The following is a 25,151-nucleotide window of genomic DNA, read 5'->3' as shown; positions in this document are numbered from 1 at the left end:
CGGTCGACCAGCAGAGGCCCGGGGGCCAGGCAGGATGCCTGGCCCCCGGGTCGGTTCTCAGCTACGTCGACTCCACTGCTGGTTCGTGCCGCCGTTGCACGACCAAAGAATGATCTTCGTGCCGTTGGCGGTGGCGGCACCGTTGGCATCGACACAGAGTCCGGACTGGACGCTGGTGATGGTGCCGTCGGCGTTGACGTTCCACTGCTGGTTGAGCCCGCCGTGACAGTCCCAGATGATGACTGCCGTGCCGTTCGTCGTGCCGTTGCCGAAGGCGTCCAGGCACTTGTTGCCGTACACGGTCAACTGCTTGCCCGCGGTGTAGGTCCACCGCTGGTGGGTGCCGGCGCCGCAGTCCCAGAGTTGCACCTGGGTGCCGTTGGCGGTGGCCGCGCCGGGCACCTCGATGCAACGGCCCGACTGGCCGCCCACGAGCTGGACGTTCTGCCCGCTGCTGGTGCCCTGCCGCCGCACGATCGACGCGGATTCCGCCGACCGGTTGCCCTGGGCGTCGACGACGTAGAGCCGGTAGTCGCCCGAGGTCGTGGGCACCGCGATGCTTGTGGCGTTGCCGTCCGCCCTGGTCATCGTCGGGCCGGCGGTGAAGCTGGTGGTGCCGGAGGGGGCCAGCCAGAGGCTCCTGGCCGCGTCCCCGGTACTGCGGATCGGAATCGAGGTCACGCCGCTGGCGGCGGTCGTGCTGGCCGGCAGGACGTGGTCCTGCATCGGCACCCCACGGGCCTGGACGACGTCGCGGAACGACTCCTCCGGCCCGGAGTTCACCGCGATCTGGTACGCCGCCGCCGGCCACACGTAGTCGGAGGAGACGATGATGTCGTCGATTGTGCTGTTGGGCAGGTTCTTCTCGGAGACCTTGTTGATCGGGCCGTACGTCCGGGTGATGGTCAGGTCGTGCTTGCGCCCGAAGTTGTCCGAGTTGATCATCCAGGTGATGTTCTTGTCGACGCTCAGGACGTTGTCCCGGAAGGTCATGTACGCCGAGCCCTCGTCCGGGTGGAGCCCGTACTTGTGGCCGGCGGGAACGCCCTGGAGGTAGTTGTTGCTGACGACGGTGCCCGGCTGGCTGCCCAACGTGTAGATGGGCGCCGTGTCGCTGAGCCGCTGCACGGTGTCGATGATGTGGTTGTGGCTGATGGTGTTGTTCTTCGCCGTCGTGGTGGGCCGGTTCGGCACGATCGATCCCGATGAGCCGTCGAAGTTCCACCACCCCCAGCCCATGGTGATGCCGGCCCAGGGGGCCTTCTCGATGCGGTTGTGCTGCACGGTGAGGGCATCGACGAAGTAGGCCGCGACCGCGCCGTGTCCGTTGAACAACACCGCGCTGTCATGGATGTAGTTGTTCTTGATCTCGATGTTCCGCGGCGCTCCCTCGACCTGGGGCGAATACTTCTCCCGGTTGCTCGACGTGTGGTCACCGATGTAGACGTGCTGCGGATGACCCACGCTGACCGCGGTCCCCGCGACGTCGTTGGTGTAGTTCCCGATCAGCCGGGTGTTGATCACGTCGTTGACCATGTTGATCCCGTCGGCACCGGTGTGCTGGACGCGGTTGCGCTCCAACAGGATCCCGTCGGCGTTCTGCAGGTGGACGATGCCGGGAGTCAGGTCGACGTTGCGGTAGTGGTAGACGTGGAAGTTGCCCCGGGCGTACGCGAAGGCGCTCAGGTTGCCCTGCTGTGCCTGCTTGAACACCGAACCGGCGACGTTCACCAGGTTCCAGTCGGAGTGCTCCACGGTGAGCCCGGAGAACGTGATGTTCCGCGCCCGGTTGCTTGTCGACGTGCCGGCGATCCGCAGCACGGTGGCCACGTTGTTCGGCGCGAAGACCGAGGCGGTCGCCATGTTCTCGCTGCTGGCCTTGTAGTAGTAGACCGTCCGGCTGGACTTGTCGAAGTAGAACTCGCCCGGCGCGTCCAGGAACTCGTACGCGTTCATGACCTTGTGGCTGCCGTTGATCTGGGCGTTGCCGTTGAAGGCTCCCTGGGCGATGGCGGCACCGGGCTGCTGGAACAGGGCCACCCGGTTGGACCCGTCGGTGATCACCTGCCGGACCCCCACGATGGCGGTGGTCCAGGTGGTCGCCGTCTCGATCTCGATGTCCTCCTGGTTCGCGGCCACGGCCGGGAAATCGGCCTGGCTGTATCGCGCGCCCGCGCACTGCGAGCCGGATTCCCAGGCCCAGTCGGCCTGTCCCGCGGTGATGGCGTACGACCCATGGCAGCCCGCCGAGTTGATGGTCTTGGCCGCCATGAAGGCCCGTTTGCCGTTGACGTAGAGCGACCGCAGCTTGTTGGCCCGGTCCAGCGGAGCCTTCCAGATGTTGCCGCTGTGCTGGGTCCAGCCGGCGACCTGCACACCGCCCTGAAGCACCGGCGTCTCGCCCGGGTAGGCGGCATAGCTGACCCGGTACCCGTTGGTGCCGGAGTCGCTCGCCCCGAACTCGATCGTGCTGCTGACCGGATACGTTCCGCCCCGCAGGTAGACCTGGATGTCGCCGGTCATGTTCGCATTTATCGCGCGAACGGCGTCCCGGGCGCGCTGCACGGTGCGAAATGGTGCGGCGAGGGTGCCCGCGTTGCTGTCGTTGCCGCCCGGAGCGACGTAGTACGTCGCCTGGGTCGCCGCCGAAGCCGGCGCCTGGTCGGCGACCACGGCAGGCAGTACAGCGGAGACGAGCACTCCCACCGCCAGCACCAAACCTCTTCCGGCCCGAACGAATGATCCCATTGCTGCCCTTCCCACCTTCGTCGACCGGCCGTCGCCTGAGCCATCCACGCGAACCGGGGGTGTTGGTCAGATGTTTTCTGTCTGCCACTTCTGGTTGTCGCCGCCCCAACAGGCCCAGAGCTGGACCTTCAGGGTGGAGGTGTTCACGTCCAGGCAGAGGCCGGACAGTGCGCTGCGGATCGAGCCGTCGCCGCCGATCGTCCACCGTTGGTTGTCGCCGCCGTTGCACACGTACGTGCCGACGACGGTGCCGTTTGTCGTCCCCCGGTTGTACGCGTCGAGGCAGCGCTGGCCGCCGAGCGCCGTGAGTTGTCCACCGGCCGTCGCGGTCCAACGTTGGGCTGTGCTGGTGTTGCAGGCGTACACCTGGACCTGGATGTTGGCGGTGGTGCCGCCGGGGATGTCCAGGCACTGCCCGGTGCCGACGTTGCGGAGCCGGCTTACCCGGTCCGGGACGCCGCCGCCGGTCAGGCCCCAGGCGTACCGGAGGCGATCGAGGCCGCTGGCGTTGGGGGTGCTCAGGGTGAGGTTGGTTCCGGTGCCGTGCAGCTTCTGCATGGCGTACCAGTCGTCACCCTGGCCTGCGGTCACCTTGCCGCCCAGGCCCGGCCAGTAGATCGAGCCGATCCGCAACTCCCGCAGCACGTCGGTGGTGGCGCGGAAGTAGCGCACGAAGTTGTCGCTGCTGGCGGCGTCGTGGTAGTTGAGCCCGGTGTCCATGGGCGCGCCGAACTCGTCCATGACGGTACGCCCGGCGCAGGGACCGATCGCGTCCCGCAGAAACGCCACCCACTGGTCGTAGTTCTTCGCACCGCTGAAGAAGGTGTAGTGGTGCAGCGATACGAGCGTCCCGTCGAGCCGGCGGTCGGCACACATCGACTTGATGTCGGTGTTCAGGCCGGCGCCGCTGACGAAGACGCGGTCACGGGGAATCGACGGGCGGGCGTCGAGCCAGTTGACGACCACGTTGGCCCAGTCGGCGGCGGAATGCCCGCCCGGCTCGTTCATCGGCTCGAAGTAGACCAGGTCGTTGCCGCCGTACCGGGCGACCACGGTGTTCCACATGGTGTTGAAGGCGCTCGTGTTGACGATCCGGCCGCCGCTGGCAGCGACCCCGTCGTCCCAGTAGGAGAGGACGACCTTGAAACCCTTCGCCGTCGCGGCGTCGATCGCGCCGGTGTACGAGTTCCACCAGCTCGTACCGACGGTGTAGGTGTTGATCGGCAGCCGGACCGTGTTGGCGCCCAGGTTGTTCTGGAATCCGGTGTAGATGGCGTTGGCCTTGGCCTGGACCGTGGCGTAGCTGTCGGAGCTGCTCAACCCGTGCAGGACCAGCGGTCCGCCGTGGAAGTTGTCTCCCAGCCGGGCCCAGTTGACGCCGCGGAACGCAGTGGTGTCCGCGGCGGCAGGCGAGGCTCCGGCGAGCACGGCGGTCGGCACCGCGCCGAGCGCGACCATGGCGCAGGCGAGTAACCGGGTCAGGTAGCGACTCGAACGGGATCTGACCATTGTCGTTCCCCTCTTCATGGTGCCGACCGTCGTGCCCACTTGTCAGATCAGGCCCTCGACCAGCGTTGGTTGCCACCGCCGTGGCAGCTCCACACGATCACCGCGCTGCCGTTGGCGGTGGCGGCGCCGTTGACGTCCAGGCACAGCCCGGTCTGCGCGCTGCTGATCGTGCCGTTGCTGTTGAAGACCCACTGCTGGTTCACCGCGCCGCTGCAGTCCCAGATCTGCACCCGGGTTCCGGTGCCGGCGTTGCTCGGCACGTCCAGGCACTTGCCCATCACCTGCAACGCCCGCCCGTTCTGGGTGAACTGCTGATTGGCGTTGCTGTGGCAATCCCAGATGATCATTTGTGATCCGTTGGCCGAGCTTGCCCCGTTGACGTCCAGGCATCGACCGGAAGCCTCGTTGCGCAGCCGGTTGCCGGTCGGGTTCGGGTTCGGGTTCGAGCCGCTGTTGAGGGCGTCGAGGACGGCGTTGTACGCGGCCTTCTTGTTGCCCGCGCAGTCGAAGAGCAGGGCGTTGTCGCCGCCACGCCAGGAGTCGCAGTCCCGTACGCCCCAGACGGTGATGCCGGTGCAACGCGAGATCGCCAGGCAGGCGCGGGTGACGGCGCCGTACATGTTGGCCTGGTTTCCGCCCTGGGTGATGTCCAGTTCGGTGATCTCCACGTCCACGCCCAGATCGGCGAAGCGCTGAAGGTTGGCCTGGTAGTCACCGGGAAGCGTGGTGCCCAGGTGGGACTGGAAGCCCACGCAGTCGATCGGCACGCCGCGGGACTTGAAGTCGCGCACCATGTTGTAGATGCCAGTCGACTTCGCGTTGATCCCGTCGGTGTTGTAGTCGTTGTAGCAGAGCTTGGCGTTCGGGTCGGCGGCCCGGGCGGCACGGAACGCCGCCTCGATCCAGTCGTTGCCGGTGCGCTGCAGGTTCGAGTCACGTCGGGCGCCGCTGCCACCGTCGGCGAACGCCTCGTTCACCACGTCCCAGGAGTAGATCTGCCCCCGGAAGTGGCTGGCCACCTGGGTGACGTGGTTGATGGCGGCGTTGCGCAGGTCGCCGCCGGACAGGCCCTGAGCCCAGCCGGGCTGCTGGGCGTGCCACAACAGGGTGTGCCCGCGCACCTTCATGCCCCGCGACCGTGCGTGGCTGACGATGCGGTCACCGGCGCTGTAGTTGAACACGCCGCGCTGCGGCTCGGTCGCGTCCCACTTCATCTCGTTCTCGGCGACCAGGCTGTTGAACTCGCGGTTCAGCACCGTCATGTACGTGTTGTCGTTGAACTTGTAGGTCCCGACCGCCGCGCCGAAGTAGCGGCCCTTCTCCGCCGCCGAGGCGCCAAGTGTGGAGGCCGCGCTGGCGGCCGTGACAGGCGCCAGGACCATGCCGGCCGCCAGTGCGGCGGCAGCCAGCGTGCGGAGCGTCGCGGTGATGAGCCGCCTGCGTCGTGGAGAACCACTCGGATGTACCAGATTCATGTGCCAGCACCCTCTCGGAGTCGACTAGTTCCGACGGGTTAGCGCTAACATCACCAGCCGGTTCAGACCGTCCACCGGGGCGACACAGGAGACGAGAGAACGCTAAGCGTCGATGAAGCTGAGATTGCCACAAAGTTTCGGCGCACTCAAGAAGTCCTGCATACTCGACTCAACTTAATCATGATCATCGACATCTGCTGAATGTTGCACAGCCCTCTCGGCACCTCACGAGCACGGTCGCGCCGGCTGGAGTGAGCGATAACGCAACGATCCCGATCAACGCCTCGACCAGGAACGCTGCGCATGATCTACAACACTTCCCCGCCGGCCGATGAGATTCCGACCGGACCGGTCGTCGTCCAGGGTGGAACGACGATCTCCAGGAGGAAAGCGTGGAGAACAACCTTCAGCGGCGTACCGTGCTCGCCGCGTTGGCGGGCGGGACCGTCGGCCTCGCCGGCACCGCCGCGACGGCATCGCCGGCCGCCGCGGCCGTCACCGACCCGGAACGACTCAAGGGCTACACCCTGCCCCTCAGCGCACGCGGAGTGGCCAACCTGGCCGGCAAACCGCCGTGGCACTACGTCGGGGACGCCGTCGGCGCGGAGTTCTGGACCAGCCCGGAGGCGGCCGCCGCGTCGCTGCCCACCGGCCTCGATCCCGACCCCGTCAACCCCGGCCACGGGTACGGCGTGTTCATCGACTGGCAGTTCAACGGGGGCACCGACGACTACCTGGACCCGCCCTACAGCCAGTACTCCGAGTTCCTGGTGCTGCTCGACGCGCACTGGCGGGGCACCCCGGTGGCCTGGTGCCCGTTCATCTGGGTGGACAACGACTCGTCGCTGGCCCGCGGCTGGGTCCAGGGCTTCCCGAAGAAGCTCGGGGCGATCAAGCAGACCCGTGCGTTCGCGGTCGAGAGCCTGGCCGGTCCGGTCGTCGGCAAGGGTGGCCGCTTCGCCGCCGTGCTCTCCGCGGGCGGCCACCGGCTGGCGGAAACCACAGTCACCCTGGACCGGACCGCCGAGCGGCTGCCGGCCCTGACCCGGCCGATCGTCAACCTGCGGCACTTCCCGCAGCTCGCGGCCGGGCAGCACCACCGGCCGCCGGTCCACGAGCTGACCATGTCGGTGCTCGACAGCCTGCGGATGGCGAACACCTGGGTCGGCACCGGCGACCTGCGGTTCCTGCCTGCACCGCGCGAGGAACTCGCCGACCTGGCGCCGCTGCGGGTGGGTGTCGGCTTCCGCGGTTCGCTCTCGTACACCGTCAAGGACCTGCGGATCCTCTGACCCGCACGCCGGCCGGGGTCACGGGGCTCCGGCCGGCGTCCGGCCTCGCGGTGCTTCCCGGTACTACCCGGTCTCGGCCGGAGGGTCTGCGGCTGTCGACGCCGCCGCTGTGGGCTCGTTGAACTGGATCAGGAAGTCGGGTACGCCGACGAGTTCGATCACGTCGGCGCTGGGCTTGTCCCGGCCGCTGATGATCACGGTCCCGAAGTCCCCCGGCGTGAACGGCCGACCGGAGTCGAGCGCCGCCCGGACATCCTCGAGCTGCTGCTCCGACACCCGCAGATAGCTGTATGTCTCCTCACCGACCATGTTCCGGCCCAAGATCAGCAGCAGCGCCGCCTTGGCCGTTCCGCTGCCCTCGACCGCGGCTTCCGCCAGGCGTCCACGGCCCTGCTCCCCGGTCGCCCGCGGCGACCCGGATCCGCGACCCGACCGATCGCTAGCCGACGGCACCAGGGCGACCAGCGGTACCTTGGCACCGGCGGCGGCAGCGGTCACCGCGCCGAGTCGCTGGGTCAGCGCGGCCGGTAGCTCGATGTTCTCGGTCTGCTGGAGATAGTCGATCTGGTAGCGGACCGGCTCGTCGATCGGCACGTCGCCGGTGAGTCGCAGCGTGACGGGCTCCCCGTTGACGCCCTCAGCAGGAAGCACCACACCGGCGTGGACCGCCTCCGACTCACGCAACCGTCGGTCCGACTCGATCCAGCCGACGGCCTGCCGGCAGGCATCCGCCAGGGTGCCCAAGCTGCTGATCCGGCCGTCGCGTTCGAGCAGGACGTGCCGGGTGGCGTCCGGACGACGGATCGCGCCGGCCACCGCGGCCAACGCGGTTCGCTGCTCGTCCGGCCCGAACACGCCCTGCTTCGCGAGCGCGGCGAGCATCTGCACGGCGAAGTAGGCCCGGGCGACGAACGGGTCGGCGGTGGCCCGGACGAGTTCCGCCAGGCCCTGGTCGGTGACCCGGTCCAGCCACCGGAAGGACCCGAGCACCCGCTCCCCGACCGCGTCGGTGTCCCAGGCCATGTCCAGCAGCGTCCGCAGCGACGGCGCGTCACCGTCGCCGAGGATGGCCAGCAACGCACCGGCGACACTACGGGTCACCCACCCGGGCTCGTGCCCGAGCAACGTCAGCAGCAGGGCGGGCAGGTCCCGGGGTTCACCGGCGACCGCTTCCCGCAGTGCTGCCGGTTGGTGCACGGCCACGGCGTACAGCACGGACAGGTAGTCGGCACCGGCATCCCATGATGGCCTGTCGGGTGCCTCGACCTCGTTGATGAGCTGCGCGACGACCTGGTCCAGCAGCAGCGCGAGCAACGGGTCCGGGTCGGTGCCCTCCCCCATCGGGACACCGTGCAGCACGAAACGTGCGGCCCGCCGCAGGTCGGCCAGCCACTGGTCGCCCACCAGGAACGGGTCCACCGCCCCGACAAGGCCGCGCAGTACGAGGTCGGGCGCGATGGAGACGTCGTCCTCGATTGTCACCCCGGCGCGGGCCAACGCGGTCAACGCGGCGACCGCGATCGGCTCGTGCGGGTCGCGGGCCAGCAGCCACAGCTCCGTGACCGCCTCCGAGGCATCCAACTCCGGCGCCTCCCACCGGGCCCGACGCAACAGGAACCCGAGGCCGTCGCAGGCGGCCTCGGCCAGCCCGTCACCGGAGAGCGCCTCGCCGAGCAGTGCGTCGACGGAGAGGCCGGTCACCGGCAGGATCAGCCCGAGCAGGCGCAACGCCTGTGCCGCCGGCCCGTCGCCGCTTTCGTTGACGCACCGTCGGGCTGCGTCGGCCGCCCGACGCAGCCGGGTGGCCTCCATCCCGAAGCGGCTCGGCGTCCAGGCCACGGTCTGCAACGCCCACAGGACCGCCATCTGCTCCTCGTCGGACAGCCGCGGCAACTCGGCGAGCAGCATGTCCAGGACCGGCAGGCGAAGGTGATGGAGCGCGACGAGGAGCCGCCGCCGGGCAGCCGGTTCCCCGGCGAGCAGGTCCAGCGCCGACCGCAGGACGCCGGGTGCGTCGTGCACGATGTCGGCAAGCGCCCACGACAGGTCGCCGTGCAGGTGCGGATGACGATCGCGCGCAGCGCAGACCAGCCGTACGAGTTCGACTATCGACTCCGCACCGAGCGCGCTGGCCCGCAGCCTCGGTGGCCCCTGCCCGCCTCGGGACACCGAGGCGATGGCGGTTCGGGTGCGCAGCCGGATCCGGTCGTCCCCGCTGCGAAGCAGGTCCGCCAGGCGGGTCACGGCTGGTGGATCCAGTTCGCCGGACTCGATCGCCAGCAGCGTCGCCACACCTGCCAGATCCGCCCGGGGATGCTCGCGCCACCGACGCACGCGCGACACCGCAGTGGTGGCGCGGCTGGCGGCCAGCAACTCCACGACGTCGTCGACCTGCTGCGCGGCAAGCAACGCGTCGATGCCGGCCACCGCCTCCTTCTCCAGCCGAAGGGCTGTCACACCGGCTGCTGCCCGCGCACGGAGGGCGGCGAGCGCGGCGGGTCGTCGCTCGGGGTCGGACAGGGCGGACCAGGCGGCGCGCTCCGAGGTGAACCGGCCCGCGGTGTCTCGGAGCAGGTCCAGGCCGCGTCGGCACAGCATCGCCGTGGTGAGCGCGGCCCAGGCCTGCACCGTGTCCGCGTCCCGGTCGAGCCGGTCGTGGCTGAGCAGCGCCCCCGCCGCGTCGCCCCGGGCGATGCTGCGTTGGCGACGGGAAGTCAACACCGTCTCGCACCGTCGGCGCAGGGCCCGTGTCTCGTCGCTCGTCGGCGGCGGCAGGACCGACAGCACGCGGGCAACCTCGTCCGGCGGCGCATCCCGCAGCGCGACGAGCGCCTCGCGCAACAGTCCCTCTTCGGTGTCCAGGTCGGTCCACCGGGCGGTCCGGGCCAGGGCACTGGCGCGTGCGGCAGGGCCGTCGACCTGCCGGGCCGCGGCCACCGCCCGCTCCAGAAGCTCGGGGCCCGGTGCGACCAGCCGCTCGCCCACCGCGAGTTCGATGGCCCGCAGCCGCTGATGCGCGTCGGTCAGGCCGCCGAGCACCTCGTCGAGGACACGCACGGTCCACCGGTCGCCGAGCAGCGCCGCGAGCCGGATCCGGCCGCGAAGCTCGGCGTACGCGGACCGCGACCGTCCGCTCGACTGGTCGAGGCGGGACAGCGCCACCGGGTCACCCGGTAGCCCGCCGCCGGCGAACGGTGCGTCGCCCACCTGCGGTTCGCCGTCGCCGGTCTCCTCGTGCTGATCGCTGTGCTCTGTCGCGGCCCCGCCGCTCGGAGCGCCGGCCGCCGGACCGAGGCGTTCGAGGGTGCGCCTGGCGCTTGTCGGGTCGGTGACCAGCACCTCCAGGGCCAGGCAGGCCGCCTCGGTGCGGAATCCTTCCGCGATGATCTGCTCGGCGAGCCGATCCAGGCACCAGCACCGCAGGAACCCCCAGCGGGGATGCAGACCCGCGAGCACCGTCAGCGCCTCCGCAAGGTCACCTGCGGGAGGCGAGAGCGGGTCGAGCCGCCAGTCGTCGGTGCCGGCAGCGGCGACGGACGCGGTCCGCGCCACGTCGGCCAGCGCCGAGGCCAGCCCGCCCGCGACGTTGACCATGTCCCGGCCCTTGACGTCGAGGGTGACGGCGACGGCGTACTCCTTGTCGTCGTTCGCCCCGCAGACCGCCAGCGCCAACTCCTCGGCCAGAGGCCGGCTCGTCGAGTCGCCGTCGGGCCGCGGAGTACCCACGATCCACAGTGCACGCACCACGTCGGTGAAGGCGTCCCGGGACAGGTCGCCGGGGTCGTCACGGGTGAGCCTGGCACCGGCCGCCAGCGGGTTCAGACCGGCGAGCGCGTCGCTGAGCAGCATGTCCGTACGCCCCAGCCGCCACCGCGCCCGCCGCCGGATCGCCTCCGTGGTGGCGATGTCTTCCTCGACGAACGGCGTGGCACCGGCCTGAGCCTCACCGGTGTCCAGCACCAGCCAGGCGGCCAGCGCGTCCCCGCGTACCTGCGGATCTGCTCGCCGATCGGTGAGGATGCCGGCGAGCAGGTCCGGCAGGTCGTGACCGGGCACGGCCGCCCGCAACCAGGTCAGCAGGTGGTCCGTCAGCGCGCTGTCGATCGCGATCTGTTCCGGGCGGAACGCCACCGGACGCGGGCCACGGGCGGCGATCGCCGGTCGGATGAGGGTGTCGAGCAGGACCGCCGCCCGGTAGCGTTCCGCCGGTTCGCTGGTGGGCGCGGCGAACACCGACACCGCCTCGTCCTGGCGACGCAGCCAGTGGATCATGTCGAGGAAGGGGATGCCGCCGTAGAGGCAGAGCAGCACCCGCAGCCAACCGAGGTCACTGCCGACCCGCTCGCGCAACACCGCTTCGGTCGTCAGGGCCGTCCGCATCTGGTTGCGTACACCGAGCGTGGTGGCGGCACGGATGCCGGCCCGGCGTCGGCCGCTGCCCGCGGCGGTCGTCGGCGGCGCGGCTCTGACCATCGTGTCGACCAGGGCCTGTTGGTCCGCATCCAGCCCGACCCGGACCGCCTCAGGGTCACCGCCACCGATCGCGGTCATCCGCCGATGCAGCACGGTGAGCAGTGCCCGGGTCACCTGCCAGCCGTGGTCCGCGCTGTCGCGGTGCTGCGCCTCCAGCAGCGTCTGCACCACCGAGCGGTCGTCGAGGCGTAACGCGTCGACCAGCCGGGCGGCGGCAGCCGCCATCGCCGGGGCCGGGTCGAGCAGATGCTCGCAGAGGGCTTCGCAGAGCAGCCGAGATGCGGTGTCGCCCTGCACGCTTACCGTCCAGCGCAGCAGCGGCTCCAGCATCCGCGCACCGTCCGGGTGCAGCGTGCCAACGGTGCCGGTCAGCTCGGCCTCGGTCTGCACCGCCACCTGGACCAGGGCCCGCAGGTGTTGCCGGCGCAGCCCGGCGATGTCGGCCAGGCTGTGGCTGAGCATCTCGGCGGCCAGTCGCCTGCCGGGTCCGGCGAGCAGCTTGTCGACCACCGCCGCGAAGACGGTCTCGGAGGCGCGGCTGAGCTGACCGAGGGCGAGCCGGACCGCTTCCAGCCAACGCGGATCGCCGAGGCGCTCGCCGATGGCGGTGACGATCGCATCCACCGTCCCGGCATCGATCAGCCACCGGCCCGCGAAGTACTCCTGCACGGTCAGGTGTCGAAACCCGTACAGTTCCTGACCCCGGGCGGTGAGCAGGTCGATGCCGGCGATCACCAGATCCACCTGCTCGGCCGCGACCGGCGGGGCCGGCTCACCGAGCAGTTCCAGCGCCTGCCGGCACAGCTGAGTGAGTGTGGCGCGGTCGACGAGCCCACTTCGCGACACGTCGTGCATCTGGTACGCGACCGCAGCCTGAAGCCGGATCAGGGTGTCGACCGGCACGTCGGGAAAACGCAGCCCACCCCGTCGCACCGCATGCTCGACCATCGCGGTGTAGAGATCCACCCGCAACCACCGGTCGCCGCGCGTACCGGGACGCCCGGAGAGCCCGGACAACACCACCGAAACCAACGACACCAGCAGGTACGGGTTGGCGGCGAGCTGCCACACGGCGGCACCCCCGCCGGTGATCAGTTGATCGATCTCGGTCCGGCGTTGCGCCTGGGTCAGCTCGGGCACCCGAGCGAGGGCGAAGTAACCGCTGAGCCAGTAGTCGACGACGGCGGCGGCCCCGTCGCCGTCGAGCGGGCCGATCAGGAACTGCTCGAACCGGTCGCCGAGCGCGGCGGCGTAGTAGCCCGCGATCCGGCTGGTGATGATCGTCTGGTTCCCGGGGGCCCGGGCGGGGTGGTCCAGCCGGACACCCCCGGAGGCGGCGAAGACGTCCAGGGCGGCGGCGACGGACCGGCGATCGGCCAGCGAGGGCACTTCGTCGAGACCGTCGACGATCAGCACCAGTCGTCGGCTACGCAACGCGACCCGGGCGAGCCTGGCCAGTTCGTCGGGCGGCAACGGGTCGCCGCTGACCGGGTCGGCCGGGAGCGCACCGGCCCAGCCGAGCTGGATGGCGAGGGCGGCCAGTCCCTCCGCCGACTCCTCGGCACCGGCCAGCCCGACGGCGAGGTCGGCGGCCCGGCAGAGCACCGGCAACCGCCGTACCTCGTCGCGCTCACCGTCGTCGGCGAGCTGTCGGGCTGCGGTGTCGTACGCGAGCCGGCGCACCATGCTGCTCTTGCCGCTGCCGGGCTCGCCGAGCACGATCGCCCGCCACACGGTGCCGGCCAGTCGGGCCGGGGACAGTTCCGGCAGCCCGGAAAGGTCGAGCCGGTCGATCGACCGGGTCGGCGACAGGTACGTCGGCAGCGGCCGGTCGGCGAGCACCGAGAACTCGGCCCCGCTGTCCGGCGTCGTACCACCGCCCCCGTCCACCTGCCGGGCCCGGCTTCGCAGATGGTCAAGCTCGGTGATCCGGGTCCGGCCGGACGAACCGTCACGCACCAGCGGACCCGGTGGCGGACACTGCGCCAGCGGCATCGTCACCGACACCCCGGCGACGACCGTGTCGATGACGCTGTGCGTCCGGCACACCCACCGCAGGTACGCGTCGCGTACCGGGCCGAGCGCGTCCTCGTCGGCCACCCGGTCCCGGGTGGCGACCGGCTCGGCACGCGGCGTCAAACGGATGGCCCGCACCAGCCGGTCGTCGGCGGCGGCCCGGGACGCCGCGGCCACCTCGCCGACCGGCATCGCGACCATCGGCAGGCCGGCGAGCCGACTGTCGATCGCCTCGGGCCGGCTGTCCGGCTGGCCGACCAGCACCACCCCGCTGCGATCCGGATGGTTGTCGAGCCAGTAGGCGACCTGGTCGCGCACCCGACGGTCACGCACCACCGAACTGTCCCGACCCACCACGATGAGCAGCGACGCCTTGTCCATGACGGCGTACACCATCTCCCAGTCATCGGGTTGACTCAGGTGGCCGCCGGAGTAGAAGAGTTGCAGGGGCAACGGATCGAGCGCCGCCAGCAGCGACTGCTCGACCCATTCCCGGTCGCTCTCCGGGTAACTGACGAAGGCGGTGGTCGATGGCTGCGGAGGTGCTGTCGACAGCGCCACCGTGAGGCGTTCGATGACACCGCTGTTGGCGATGTTCGTGCCGCCCGTGTTGGCCTGTCCGGTGGCGCCCGTGGTGCCGCCGGACAGGTGGCGAAGCACTCCGGCGAGAGCGTCGCCGGTCGGCTGATGGGGTTGGCTCACGGGTGGCACTCATCCTGCGGCGGCGTCACCGTTTCAGAAAACCCGGCTCGCAGCGACCGCACAACCATACGTGGCGCGGCCATTACTGACCGAACGGCTTACACAGCTGGTGAAGTGAGAGGCCACGATGGAGACATGTGGGGTAGTCGACGGGCCGCCGGATGGGTCACGGTCTATGTGCTGGCGGGTGCAATCCTGCTGGCCATCGGCGTGATCTTCCTGGTCGGCGAGGGGCTCGAACGCGCGAGTTGGTGGGCCGGCCTGGGAGCGTTCGTGATCACCGTGGTCAGTGCTGCGATCGCTGTGACGCGTACCCGACAGCAGACACCGACCGACGCGGACCCAACACCTCCCGCCGAACAGGACGACCCGCCCCGCATCGACGAGTCCCCTGCACCACTCCCGCAGACCGGCACGGTCGAGCAGCACAACACCGGTGGCATCAACATCGCGAACACCGGCACCATCGGCCAGGTCGACGTCCGAGCGGACGGAGGGTCAACCCGGTGAGATCCTTCATGATCGACTGCCAGTTCGGGACGGCACGCGCGTCATTTCCCCTCTACGTCGGCGAGCCGGCAGTCGGCACCCACCCGATGGAACAACAATCCGCCTGGTTGCAACGCGTACGCGGCGGATCGGTCCCGACAGAGGTGATGGACGCGTTCGCGACGCTGTTCACGATCGCCCTGGAGAACAACGTCTCCTTCGAGGAACTGTGCGCGTACGCGATGGAACAGGCCACCAGCAACTCGGAGACGACGGACGAGACCGACGCCGCCCCTACCGAGACTGACAACGATTCCGCAGACACCTAAACCAAACGGGATCGGGGCACAGCAACATCGACCAACATCCCGGCGCGATCGAGCCCGACACCCCCGCTCTCTGCACACCGACAGCGTCGATGCGATTGACGATGATTCCGCTACTGCGAATCCTCAGGTTTCTCCGAGGCTGATTCGTCGGCCTCGACCGAGCGACGGGCGGCCTTCCGGGCCGGCCAACCGAGGAACCGGTCGAACAGATCCCTGACATCGCCGGTGGAGCGCGGGTCAAGGCGGTGCAGGTCGTCGATTGCCTCGTGCAGAAGGCCGGCCAGGTAGATGAACAGACTGAGCGAGCTGTCCCGGTAGCTGGCCAGGAGGTCGAGTTTTGCCCGTCCACAGGGCCAGGGTTGACCACATGTCCGGCACAGCCAGAGCGGACGCAACGGCAGATGTCCCAAGGAATCGGGCCCGGGCCGGCCGGCCTCGGCGGCAGGCATGCCGTCACCGCTCATCGGCGTGGTTCTGCCGCGCCTGCCGCTCGAACACGATCCGCCAAACGTGCGTCAGCAGTGGCGGGTCGTCCGGGTCCGGCCGGGTCGACGCCGAAAGTCCATCTTCGGCGTCTGACGTCAGCTCGCCGGTCGCGGCGTACCGCGATACATACACCGTCATGGCCGCCTCCCGGCGCGCGCTGGCTTCGGCCTGCGGTGGGCCTGCCGGCACGCCGACAAGCCCACCGCCGCTGGCCAGCAGCAGGGAACAGACCGCCGGCCACCCGCCCCCGCAGCCCCGATGGCGGTACGCGAACGAGGGATCACCCGTACGGTCGACGAACCGCCCGGCGCGAGCACTTGCCGGTGCGTCGGGTCGCGTTCCGACCTGCCGCCGTGAGGCGCGTCCATCTCGATCTCCCTGGCGTGACATTGCCGCTGGCCTGCCGACGCGCCGCTGGGGGTCGGCGCGTCGGCACATCCAGGTTGTCCTGAGCGGTGGAAGGACGGAATGTCCCGCCGGTGCACCGACGGTGCACCAGCCGTCACCCCATGTACGGCTACCATCACCTCCACCGGTGACTGTCCGTTCCGGAAGGACGTGTGATGGCTACGGTGACGACCTGGACCGGCCAGGACGCGAATGCGCTGCGGAATGCGTTGCGGATGAGCGTGACCGCCTTCGCCGAGCACCTCGGCGTGGCGCGGCGGACCGTCGCCAAATGGAGCAGCCGAGGTGACAAGGTCCTCCCCCGTGCGGACATGCAGGCCGCGCTGGACACCGTGCTGTCCCGAGCGACGCCTGAGGTCCGGGAACGTTTCGAGGCCCTGCGCGCGACAGGCGCCAGCGGTGCAGCCGCAGATGCAGCCGGGCCGCCTGCTGATATCCAGGCGGATACTGGCGCTGACGGTGATGGCGACTCGGGCTCGGATGGTGACGTGCGACGCAGGGATCTCCTACGCGGAGCGGCGATCGGCATCGCCGCCACCCCCAACGTCGCGCCGCTACTCGACGCGCTGTTCACGCCCACGACCTCGGACAGTGCGGCACTGTCTATCCCACACTTCACCCGAGCCGTCGCCGCAGCCAAGGTCGACTACCAGGCATGCCGATACGAGCGGGTGCTCGATCGGCTCGTGACGCTGCTGCCCAGCCTCGAACCGGTCAAGTTCGGCACGGAGGGCGAGCAGCGGCAACGTGTCGAGGCTCTGGCTGCCGACCTGTACCACGTCGCCGGCAGTGTCCTGCTCAAGGTTGGCGATCGCGGGATGGCCCTGATAGCGGCCGAACGAAGTGCTCGGGCCGCTGCTCTGAGCGAGGACCCGGTGGCGATCGCCGCAAGCGCTCGGATCATGACCCATGCGCTCATGGGCCACAGCCACGACGCCCAAGCGGTGACCCTCGCCGCAAACGCAGCCCGGTCGCTCGACCGGGACACCCGTTTAGCGTCGAGCGATGCGGTGGCCGTCTACGGTGCCCTTGTCCTGCGCGGAGCCATCGCCGCCGCCCGCCGCGACGACCGGGACACTGCACACACGATGCTCGATGAGGCAACCCGCGCGGCATCCCGCCTCGGCTACGACGGCAACGACCGGTGGACCGGCTTCGGTGCCACCAACATCCAACTGCACCGGGTCAACATCGCCCTGACCCTCGGCGACGCCGGGACAGCCATCGCGATCGCCCGCACAGTGGCGTTGGAGAAGGTGACCCTGGCCGAGCGCAAGGCGTCCCTGTTCGTCGACGTGGCACGCGCCTACACCCAGTGGGGACGTTACGAGCACGGCCTCAACGCGCTGCGCACCGCGTACGAGGTGGCACCCGAAGAGATCCGCTGCCGACCGACGGTCCAGCGCATCGCCAGCGACCTCGCCATGCGTGCCAACGGCTCGGTCCGCATCTCCGCTGTCGCTTTCGCCCAGAGCGCTGGGATCCGACTGTGACCGGCGGCCACCTCCAGATCGTCGTCTGCGGTGCCGGTCCTGCTTCCGACGTGGCCCACCTCGTCAGGGCAGCGCAGCAGCAATCCTGGACAGCGGCGGTCGCCGCCACACCGAGCGCCATGGATTTCATCGACGTGCCTGAGATCGAGGAGCTGACCGGTGCTGCGGTGAGATCCAGCTATCGGCCATCCCCCAGGGACCGCCGGTCCCTTCCCACCACCGGTGCCCTGGTGATCGCCCCCGCCACATACAACTCGATCAACAAGATCGCTCTCGGCCTCGCCGACAACTACGCCATGACCTCGGTCGCCGAACTGATCGGCAGGCAGGTGCCAACTGTCATCGTCCCGTTCGTCAACGCCGCCCTCGCCGCGCGGGCACCGTTCCGGAACGCCGTAGCCAGCCTCCGCGACGAAGGCGTACGTGTCCTCCTCGGCCCCGACCATCAATGGGAACCACACCCACCCGGCAGCGGCAATGAACGACAGAGATCCTTTCCCTGGACGACGGCCTTCGAGACAGCAGCCCAACTTCGTCAACTGGTCCGTGACACCTCGGCCCGCTGATTGCGATAGATCAGGATGTCCGCAGTGGTCGGCGGTGATGCGAAGGCCCGCAGCAGGACGGCACATGCACAGCTGCAAGGATCGTGGCCATGCGGTTGGAGTCACGGTGACGGCTACGCCGGATCGTGGAGTGGTTCCGGAACACGGTTCGCTTGCCGTCTATCCCGGCACGTTCGATCCGTTCACCCCGGGGCACCTCGATCTGCTGGCCCGCGCCCGGGTGATGTTCGACCAGATCATCGTGCTGCTGGCGGTGAACGCCGACAAGCAGCCCACCGCCGAGGCCACAACCAGGGCCGTACAGGTGCGTGAGGCCATGCCGTCAGCGTGGGGCAACGTCGAGGTGGACACCTGGACCGGCCTGACCACCGCCTACTGCCTGCGCCGTGGCGCGATGGTCATCGTCCGCGGCTTGCGTACGGCCGCAGACTTTCACCACGAATACCAGCTCGCAGCGATGAACGAGACACTCGGCATCCAGACCGTCTGGTTGCCGGCCCGTCCGGAGTTGGCCGCCACGTCGTCCACGGCTGCACGCGCATACCGCGCGGCTCAGTCGGACCGTCCTTCTCTGAACGCCGAAGAGCGACCACCCGCCACCCACAAACACGAAGAAGGCCCCGGCCGGGTGTGAACCACCAGGCCAGGGCCTTGATCGTTGGTGCGCCGCCAGGGACTCGAACCCCGAACCCGCGGATTAAGAGTCAGCGTCAATCGATGCCCCGCGTGCCCACGCTTCCCACCAGTCCACGAATCGGCAGGTCTCGGCTGATACCACCGGACGCACGTACCACACAGTCCATACGACACCGACCCTGTCCACGGCGACCGAGCACCCGCCGAGCACCCGGATGTACGTCGCCCGGCGCTACGCCGACTGGCGAGAACCGCCGCCCCACGACGAAACCCAATGCTTCGGGCCAATGGTTCACCAAGCCGGTCCGGCGGCAGTCACGAACCCGCCGCCGGACCAGCCTGTCACTGCTGTCGCGCTTTCCTCCACGCCGCCGCGAACACCGGCTCCGGTTCCCACAGCCCGTCGTCGGGTCGCTCGACGAGCACGTCGAAGTACCGCAACGCCTCCACCGACCGGGCGCCGCCACATTCGGTTACCTCAAGCCAGGTGGCCAGGTCTTCGCTGCTCATCGGAGCGTTGTAGTCGAGCAGCGAGTCGAAGGCGGCCGCCAGCGTCGGGTTGTTCGCCAGCCCGACCTGGTCAACGAACACACTGGCGACTTCGGCGCTGTTGAGCCTTGCTGCGGTGATCGCATCGCACACGCGTCGGGCGGTGCGTTCGGTGGTCGCGAGCCGTGCGGCGTCGTCGAGTAGCACCGTCCATCCGCCGGTGGCCTCCAGCAGCATCTTCTGGCTGGCCGCGTCACCGAAACACGAGATCTCGTTGTCGACGACCCACGACCGCAGCCCGCCCGGCGACAGCCGGCGCAGCACGATCACCCGGTCGGTGACCTCCCCCAGCGACGGAGCGTCGTCCTTGGTGAACAGTTCACTGACACTGGCGTCGACGACCGCGACCAGGGAGCGGGTCACCCCGGCGGCCGGCAGCAGGGTGTCGACCTGGAGCAGCCCGTTGAGCGCGTTGTCGAGCCTGGTTGTCGACAGGTCGCTGAGCACGACCCGGTGCCGGTCACCGGGCGCCCCGCCGCGCAGTTCCCGCCGGTAGCCCGAGGGTCCCCTGGTCACATGCAGGGTGAATCGCGCCCCGATCATGTCCGCTTCCTCGGTCAGCCGTGCCGCTACCCGGTCGATCCCAGTCGCCTGGGTGCCGACGACCACCCACAGGTGGTTGCTCCGTTCGGTCAAGGTGGCCAGCTGCTTCTCGGTCACCGGCGAGATGCGGCCGTCGGTCAGCGTGCGGCGGGCCTGCTCGGCCGACAGGATTGTGACAACGTTACGCCATTCCAGCGCGCACAGCTCTTCCTCGATGGTCTCCGCGGTGCCGAGAAGACGCAGCACGTTGCTGGACCGCAGCCGCCACCGGCCGCCAGTTTCCGAAAGGACCCCGAGGCCGCTCATCTCCGACAGCAGCGACCGGAACTCGTCGGCTCCCTGGTCGGCGAACCCTTCCGGCCACCACGCCAGGCACTCGTCCCGCAGCATGTTCGTGGGGATGGCGTGGTCGGCGCCTTTCTCCAGCGCGGAGAGGGCGACGACGAGCGCGATCAGCTTGTACCGCGAGTCGAGGTTGAGAGTCAGGTGCACCGTCTCACGGATCTTCTGCCGGACGGCGTTGGAGCCGATCACGCGTTCCAGGTCCTCGTCGCGGATGCGGTACCGCGGCCCTTCCAGGCCCCGTCGGCTCAACGCTTCCCGCACGAGCTCCTCGCCGACCATCTGCAGCAGCTTCGGCTGGTAGTTGCAGTAGGCGAGGACCCGGTGGATGAGCTCGTCGGAGTCGAAGGAGATCCCGAGGGTGTCCATCGGGGTGAACATCAGATCGTGCGCCGCGGCGGGTGTCAGCGGGCCGATGGCGATCGGGTCGCCGAAGTGCGCGCTGGCGAGCGGCTGGTTGGGTAGGTGCGCGAACCGCTGGACCTGGTGCAGGCCGGCGAACACTGGCTTGAAGTTGCGGTTCGTGGTCATCATCAGGTTACGCAGGCGGGTGGTGTGCTCGAACCCTGTCCGGGCGTCCGCGTCGAAGAACCCGTCGCATTCGTCGAGAAGCAGCAGCAGCCTGCGCTGGTTGTTGCTGCCAAGCCACGCGGTAATCGTCGTCTCGACGTACTGGGCGGCGTCGCGGGCCCGTTTGCGCGGCGAGGTGATACCCCGCTGGGCGAGCCGTTCGGCGATCATGTTCCACAGGTCGTCGATCTTGACCGTGGCGCCGAACCCGCCTGACAGCGGCAGATACACCGCGACCCGGTCCTGGTAGAGCTCGAACTGGCGGGCCGCGGCCTGCAGCAGCGCCGACTTGCCCAGCTGCCGGCCGCCGTAGAGCAGGTTCGCGCCGTACGGGTCGAGGATGCTCTTGCGTTCGTCAACGCGGCCGAAGAACATCTCCCTGGGCAGCGCGTCGTGTCCGCTCGGGTGGTACGGGTTGGTCGCCGCGTACGGCAGCAGGATCCGTTCGGTCGTGGCGAACAGCCCGCCTCCGCGGGCGGCGAGGAACGCGATCGCAGCGTCGTCGACGACCATGACCGGCCGGTCGGCGCGGGCCGCGCACTCCTTGGCCAGGACTTTGCGGTGGTCGGCGGACATGCTGCCGAACAGCAAGACGAGGATCGGGTCGCTGCTCTGATCCTGCTCCACCCAGGTCAGCAGCGTGGCGGCGTCCTGCACGCCCCAGCACAGCATCACCTTCAGCAGGTCACCGGCGCGAGACCCGAACGCCGGAACCCGTGCCCCACCCGTCAGCTTGACGCCGGTGAGCTCGACCCATTTCCGGGTCGGGGCGTTTCCGAGCTTGTATGGGGTCCTTTCGTTGGTGAACTCGACACCAGCCAGCCGAAGCGCATACCCGAGCACCGACTTCGTCCGCTGGTGGCGCAACGACTGCCGTTCCGTGGTCATCCGGTGCCACTGCTCGAGACCCTCGACGGCGTTGGTCCGTTCAAAATCGTTGAGCCGGCTGAAGTCGAGGCCGTTGTGGGTGTCCCCGTCCCGGGCAGCCCGGATCAGCGCCGGGGGGACACCGTCGGTGGCGGCGCCGAGGACAGCGAGGAACTTCTCCAGGTCGGTCGAGCGGATGGTGCTGGGCGGATCCTCTCCAGCGAGGATGTTGAGCAGGTACTCCTCGGCGGTGGCGAGGTCTCCGGTGTCGATGCGGGCGTTGATGAGCTCCGCGGCGTTGTCGGAGACCTTCGGACCGGTGTTGTTGGCCGCCCGGCTGGCGGCCTCATTGAGCTCGATCGTGACACGGCTTCGCATCGCCTCCTGAGCCTTGCTGGCGTACTCGGGCAGACGGCCTGCGATGTCTTCGAGCTGGCGTCGGACCGCTCCCAGGTCGGTGCGCTTGGGGTTGGCTGCCTCCAGCTCGGCGATGACCCGGGAGTTGTCAGCGTGGCTGAGCTGTCCCAGCCGGGCGGCTTTCTCCACCTGCGTGGCGACATCCGCCCGCAACGCCCGCACCTCGTTCTGCGACCGGGCGATGCTGCCCTCGAGGCGGTCCACCATCTCCTCGACCCGCAGTGGGTCTGCGTCTGCGACCGCGTCGATGATGATCCGCGCCGCGCCGTAGTCCTCGATGGCAAGCCGGGCGTCGAACGCGGCCGCCCACGACGTCGCCACCGCTGACTCGATGTCGGTGATCGTCACCGGCCTGGCGGGGTTCAGTTTCGCGTCGACCGGCAGGGCCGGGCTGCGCAGCAGCTCCCGGTTGAGGACGATGTTCGGGTCCGGTTCGGTCCCGCTGAGACTGGTTCCGTCGAGCAGCTCGACACTGCGGGCAACGCTTTCCCGGCAAGCAGCCGCTGCGGCGGCGAGGAGAACATCGTCGCTGCCCGCCGTGTCGCGCAGTTCGATGTCGGCGTCGACCCATCCGGCGCGGACCTCGTTGCGCAGCTCCGCCAGTTGCGGGGGCACCTGAAGGCTGTCTCGGGCCGCGTCCGGGTTCGCCCGGACCGCGTCGACCCAGGCGCCGACGGCGTCGAGGCATTCACGCGCGTGGTCGGTGAGGCGCCGACGGGCCGCACCTTCCAGCGGCCGGGAGTTCTTTGCCCGGATCTGGGCGTCTTCACGCATCAGTTCCTCGACGATTGCCTCCCGGCGGGCGAACTTGCGCAGCCGTTCGACGGCGACGTCGATGTCGACGCGACGGTCGTGGGCGGCGATGTCGAGCACCTGGCCGATGAGCCCGTCGGCAGACCACCAGCGGTCGGCGATCTGCTGCGCGCGGGCGAACCGCACGGTCCGCAGCCGGTCGCGTGCCTGTGCGGCGGCCTCGACGGCGGTGGCGATGCTCTGGTCGGCTCCTGCGATCGGAGCGAGCGCGGCGAGGATCGCGCTGCTGGACAGCAGGCCGCGGGCGGAGGCGGTGCCGATCGCGCCGGCGACCCGGGCCAGGTGTGGCAGTTCGTGCAGAGAGCCGACCAGGCCCTCCAGGATCGTGCCGGCGTTCGGGTCGGCGGTCACCAGCGCCCCGCGGACGGCGGCGGCGAGCAGCGCCAGCTGGGAGGCGCGGTCGCCGTCGAAGTGGTGTACGTGGAGCGTGTCGAGGTCGGCGCGCAGCATGGCCGAAGTGGCGCCGCTTTCGCTGCGGACCGCTTCGGACAGCGTGAGCATGCGCAGCGCCTGGGCGCGGGTGACGTTCCCCCGGGCGGTCGCGGCGTGGAACGCCAGACAGTAGCGCCGTCTGCGTAGCAGCGACGCCATGAGGCTGTCGTCCGCGGCGTCGTCGGGTTTCCGCGGTGCGCCAGCTGGCCGATGCTGCTCAGACGGCGCCTTTGGCTGCAGACTGATCAGGTCGGCTCCGTCGCTGGGCTGGTCACCGGGCCCGTCCTGCGCCGCCGCGTCGGCGGCGGCGCGGGGCTCGATCGCCTCCGCCCTTGTGGCCGCACCAGTGCCGTTGTCTCGTGTGCTCACGGGGTCGTCATGACCGCAGCCGTTGGCCGTGACCGGCGCGACGCTGCCGGCGGTGCCGTCCGGGGCGGCCGGCGATTCGTTGACAGCGACGCCGTCGGAGACGGCGGGCGCACCGTTCGGCGGGGCGGTCGCTACCGCTACGGCGAAGGTAGTCCGGGCCTCTGACGCCGGCGCGTCCACGCTCTCGGCGGGATCGTCTTGGTGGGCGGCGGCGTTGTGTGCGCCGGTGGTGTCGTCGGTCCTGGCGGTCAGCTTTCCCATGAGTGCGACGACCAGCACCGGGCCGAGCTCCGTGGGCAGGTGCTGCTGCGCGGTGGAGTACAGGTGTGTCGCCTGCGCGATGTCGTCGGCTTCGGCGGCGTCGATGATCTGCAGCAGGGTGATGAGCGCGGTGACGTGGTTGCGCTGGTCGTCATCCCAGCAGTCGGTGTCGAGGAGTTGCTGGGCGAGCTGTCGGGCGCCGGCCAGCATGTCGGCGCTCGTGTCGGGTCCGGACAGGTGCGTCAGCCGGGTCAACTGTTCGCGTGCTGTGCGGTCTTTGTCCTGTACGGCTGAGGCACGGTCGAGCGCGGCGGCGAGTTCGGCGCAGTCGTCACCGAAGTCGGGGTCCACGCCGAGGCCGGCGAGGACGGCCCGGGCATGCGTGACGACCGTGCCCAGCTCGGCTACCCGATCGAGCAGGTGCTGATCGGGTAGCTTTGACGCGGCGAGAGCGTCGAACATCTGCTGGGTGGCATCGTGGGCGGTGTCGACGGTAGTACGCAACCGGACGGCGAGTTCCGCGACGGTCGTGTCTGCCGCCGGGCTCCCTTCGACGTCGGCGTCCGTCACCGCGGTGGTGACGTCTGGCCGGTGAGCGCCGGTTTCAGTGGGACCGTGTTGGCTGGCGGCTAACCCTACGGTGGTTTCGCTGCTGTCTGGCATGTCTGCCCCGTCTTCTGTTTCTGTGTCCGAACCGGGGTCGCTGATCGCGTCGGCTCCCAGCACTTCCAGGCGGGCGCAGGCGGCGGCGATGTCGTTGACCACCTCCGCAGGCCAGGTCGGCAGGGCCAGTCCGCTGGTGAGCGCAAGCCGCAGTGCGGCGACGACCTGTGGCAGGTCGTACCAGAACACGAGAACCATCAGCCGGACGGCGTTGGCCTGGCTGGCGTCGTCGACCAGCGCCTTGCGCAACGCGTCGTCATCCCGGTCGGTCAGCCACGCGTCGAGTGGTTCCATCAGCCGCCGCAGGACCGGCCGGGTGATGGTGCGTGCCGCCCGTCTGCGGTCTGCGGTGGTCCAGGTACGTAGCTTGGCCAACCCGTTGGCGGCCGCGATCGGGACGGGTTTCCTCGCCGATGGCACACGCAGGTGGCTCAGGAAGTCGGTGCGCTCCGGGTTGGGGATGCGCCAGACGAGGTCGGCGAACTCCTCCGGGGTCAAGACCTTGAATGCCGCCTCCAGCGCGTCGTTGAGAAGCTCGAGCTGGGCGGCGAGTTCGGCCTTCGCGGTGTATCCCTGCCGCTCTTCGTCGTCGGTGGCCTCGGCGGCCAGCTCGGCAAACCCTTCCGAGGTGCAGATCAGCACCGGTGTGTGACGGTGACGGTGACGCAGGCGACCACTCATCTGGGGGTGTGACTCCTATCCG

13 protein-coding genes are annotated in these 25,151 nt (G+C 69.5%); 6 read left to right on the top strand and 7 right to left on the bottom strand.

Annotation, left to right across the window (positions count from 1 at the left end; translation table 11 throughout):
• Window positions 1-57: 57 nt before the first annotated feature.
• From C1A38_RS06390 to C1A38_RS06380, 3 genes are all read right to left on the bottom strand, one after another.
• A complete protein-coding gene (locus C1A38_RS06390) occupies window positions 58-2,748 on the bottom strand; it encodes a ricin-type beta-trefoil lectin domain protein (RefSeq protein WP_199180104.1) in 2,691 nt (896 codons plus the stop codon).
• 66 nt (window positions 2,749-2,814) lie between these two features.
• Window positions 2,815-4,257 (bottom strand): RICIN domain-containing protein, encoded by a 1,443-nt coding sequence (locus C1A38_RS06385; RefSeq protein ID WP_102656895.1) that lies wholly within the window; start codon window positions 4,255-4,257, stop codon window positions 2,815-2,817.
• A 47-nt stretch (window positions 4,258-4,304) separates the two neighbouring features.
• Entirely contained in the window at window positions 4,305-5,732 is a 1,428-nt protein-coding gene (locus tag C1A38_RS06380) for an endo-1,4-beta-xylanase (RefSeq protein ID WP_102656894.1), read from the bottom strand.
• 392 nt (window positions 5,733-6,124) lie between these two features.
• Here C1A38_RS06380 and C1A38_RS06375 point away from each other — a divergent pair, with 392 nt between their 5' ends.
• Window positions 6,125-7,024 (top strand): acetoacetate decarboxylase family protein, encoded by a 900-nt coding sequence (locus C1A38_RS06375; protein WP_199180103.1) that lies wholly within the window; start codon window positions 6,125-6,127, stop codon window positions 7,022-7,024.
• Window positions 7,025-7,087: 63 nt separating this feature from the next.
• Here C1A38_RS06375 and C1A38_RS06370 read toward each other — a convergent pair whose 3' ends face one another.
• Window positions 7,088-14,215, bottom strand: a complete 7,128-nt coding sequence (locus C1A38_RS06370; protein WP_146017461.1) for an NACHT domain-containing protein — start codon at window positions 14,213-14,215, stop codon at window positions 7,088-7,090.
• A 135-nt stretch (window positions 14,216-14,350) separates the two neighbouring features.
• Between C1A38_RS06370 and C1A38_RS31110 the strand changes: the two genes are divergently transcribed.
• A complete protein-coding gene (locus tag C1A38_RS31110) occupies window positions 14,351-14,725 on the top strand; it encodes a hypothetical protein (RefSeq protein ID WP_158244856.1) in 375 nt (124 codons plus the stop codon).
• Window positions 14,722-15,033, top strand: a complete 312-nt coding sequence (locus tag C1A38_RS31105; RefSeq protein WP_158244855.1) for a DUF2610 domain-containing protein — start codon at window positions 14,722-14,724, stop codon at window positions 15,031-15,033. The genes C1A38_RS31110 and C1A38_RS31105 overlap by 4 nt, the downstream gene beginning before the upstream one ends.
• Window positions 15,034-15,143: 110 nt before the next feature.
• On the opposite strand, the gene C1A38_RS06360 is transcribed toward C1A38_RS31105, so the two are convergent.
• Window positions 15,144-15,497, bottom strand: a complete 354-nt coding sequence (locus tag C1A38_RS06360) for a hypothetical protein (RefSeq protein WP_353505510.1) — start codon at window positions 15,495-15,497, stop codon at window positions 15,144-15,146.
• The gene (gene amcA, locus C1A38_RS31310; RefSeq protein WP_199180102.1) at window positions 15,487-15,657 is read right to left on the bottom strand and encodes a multiple cyclophane-containing RiPP AmcA; all 171 of its coding nucleotides are present in this window, start codon (window positions 15,655-15,657) and stop codon (window positions 15,487-15,489) included. The genes C1A38_RS06360 and amcA overlap by 11 nt, the downstream gene beginning before the upstream one ends.
• Before the next feature lie 425 nt (window positions 15,658-16,082).
• On the opposite strand from amcA, the gene C1A38_RS06355 reads away from it, so the two are divergent.
• The 3 genes from C1A38_RS06355 (at window position 16,083) to coaD (ending at window position 18,620) form a co-directional block, all read left to right on the top strand.
• The gene (locus C1A38_RS06355) at window positions 16,083-17,420 is read left to right on the top strand and encodes a helix-turn-helix domain-containing protein (protein WP_102656891.1); all 1,338 of its coding nucleotides are present in this window, start codon (window positions 16,083-16,085) and stop codon (window positions 17,418-17,420) included.
• Window positions 17,417-17,986: a flavoprotein gene (locus C1A38_RS06350; RefSeq protein ID WP_102656890.1), complete on the top strand. Its 570-nt coding sequence runs from the start codon at window positions 17,417-17,419 to the stop codon at window positions 17,984-17,986. The genes C1A38_RS06355 and C1A38_RS06350 overlap by 4 nt, the downstream gene beginning before the upstream one ends.
• Before the next feature lie 106 nt (window positions 17,987-18,092).
• On the top strand, window positions 18,093-18,620 hold the full coding sequence (gene coaD, locus C1A38_RS06345) for a pantetheine-phosphate adenylyltransferase (protein WP_233196667.1): 528 nt from the start codon (window positions 18,093-18,095) through the stop codon (window positions 18,618-18,620).
• A gap of 344 nt (window positions 18,621-18,964) precedes the next feature.
• Here coaD and C1A38_RS06340 read toward each other — a convergent pair whose 3' ends face one another.
• On the bottom strand, window positions 18,965-25,090 hold the full coding sequence (locus C1A38_RS06340) for a hypothetical protein (RefSeq protein WP_102656888.1): 6,126 nt from the start codon (window positions 25,088-25,090) through the stop codon (window positions 18,965-18,967).
• Window positions 25,091-25,151 lie beyond the last annotated feature (61 nt).

This window comes from Verrucosispora sp. ts21 (assembly GCF_002879555.1).
GTDB lineage: Bacteria > Actinomycetota > Actinomycetes > Mycobacteriales > Micromonosporaceae > Micromonospora > Micromonospora gifhornensis.
Note: the sequence above shows the minus strand (reverse complement) of the source record. Positions and strands in the feature narration are given on the sequence as shown.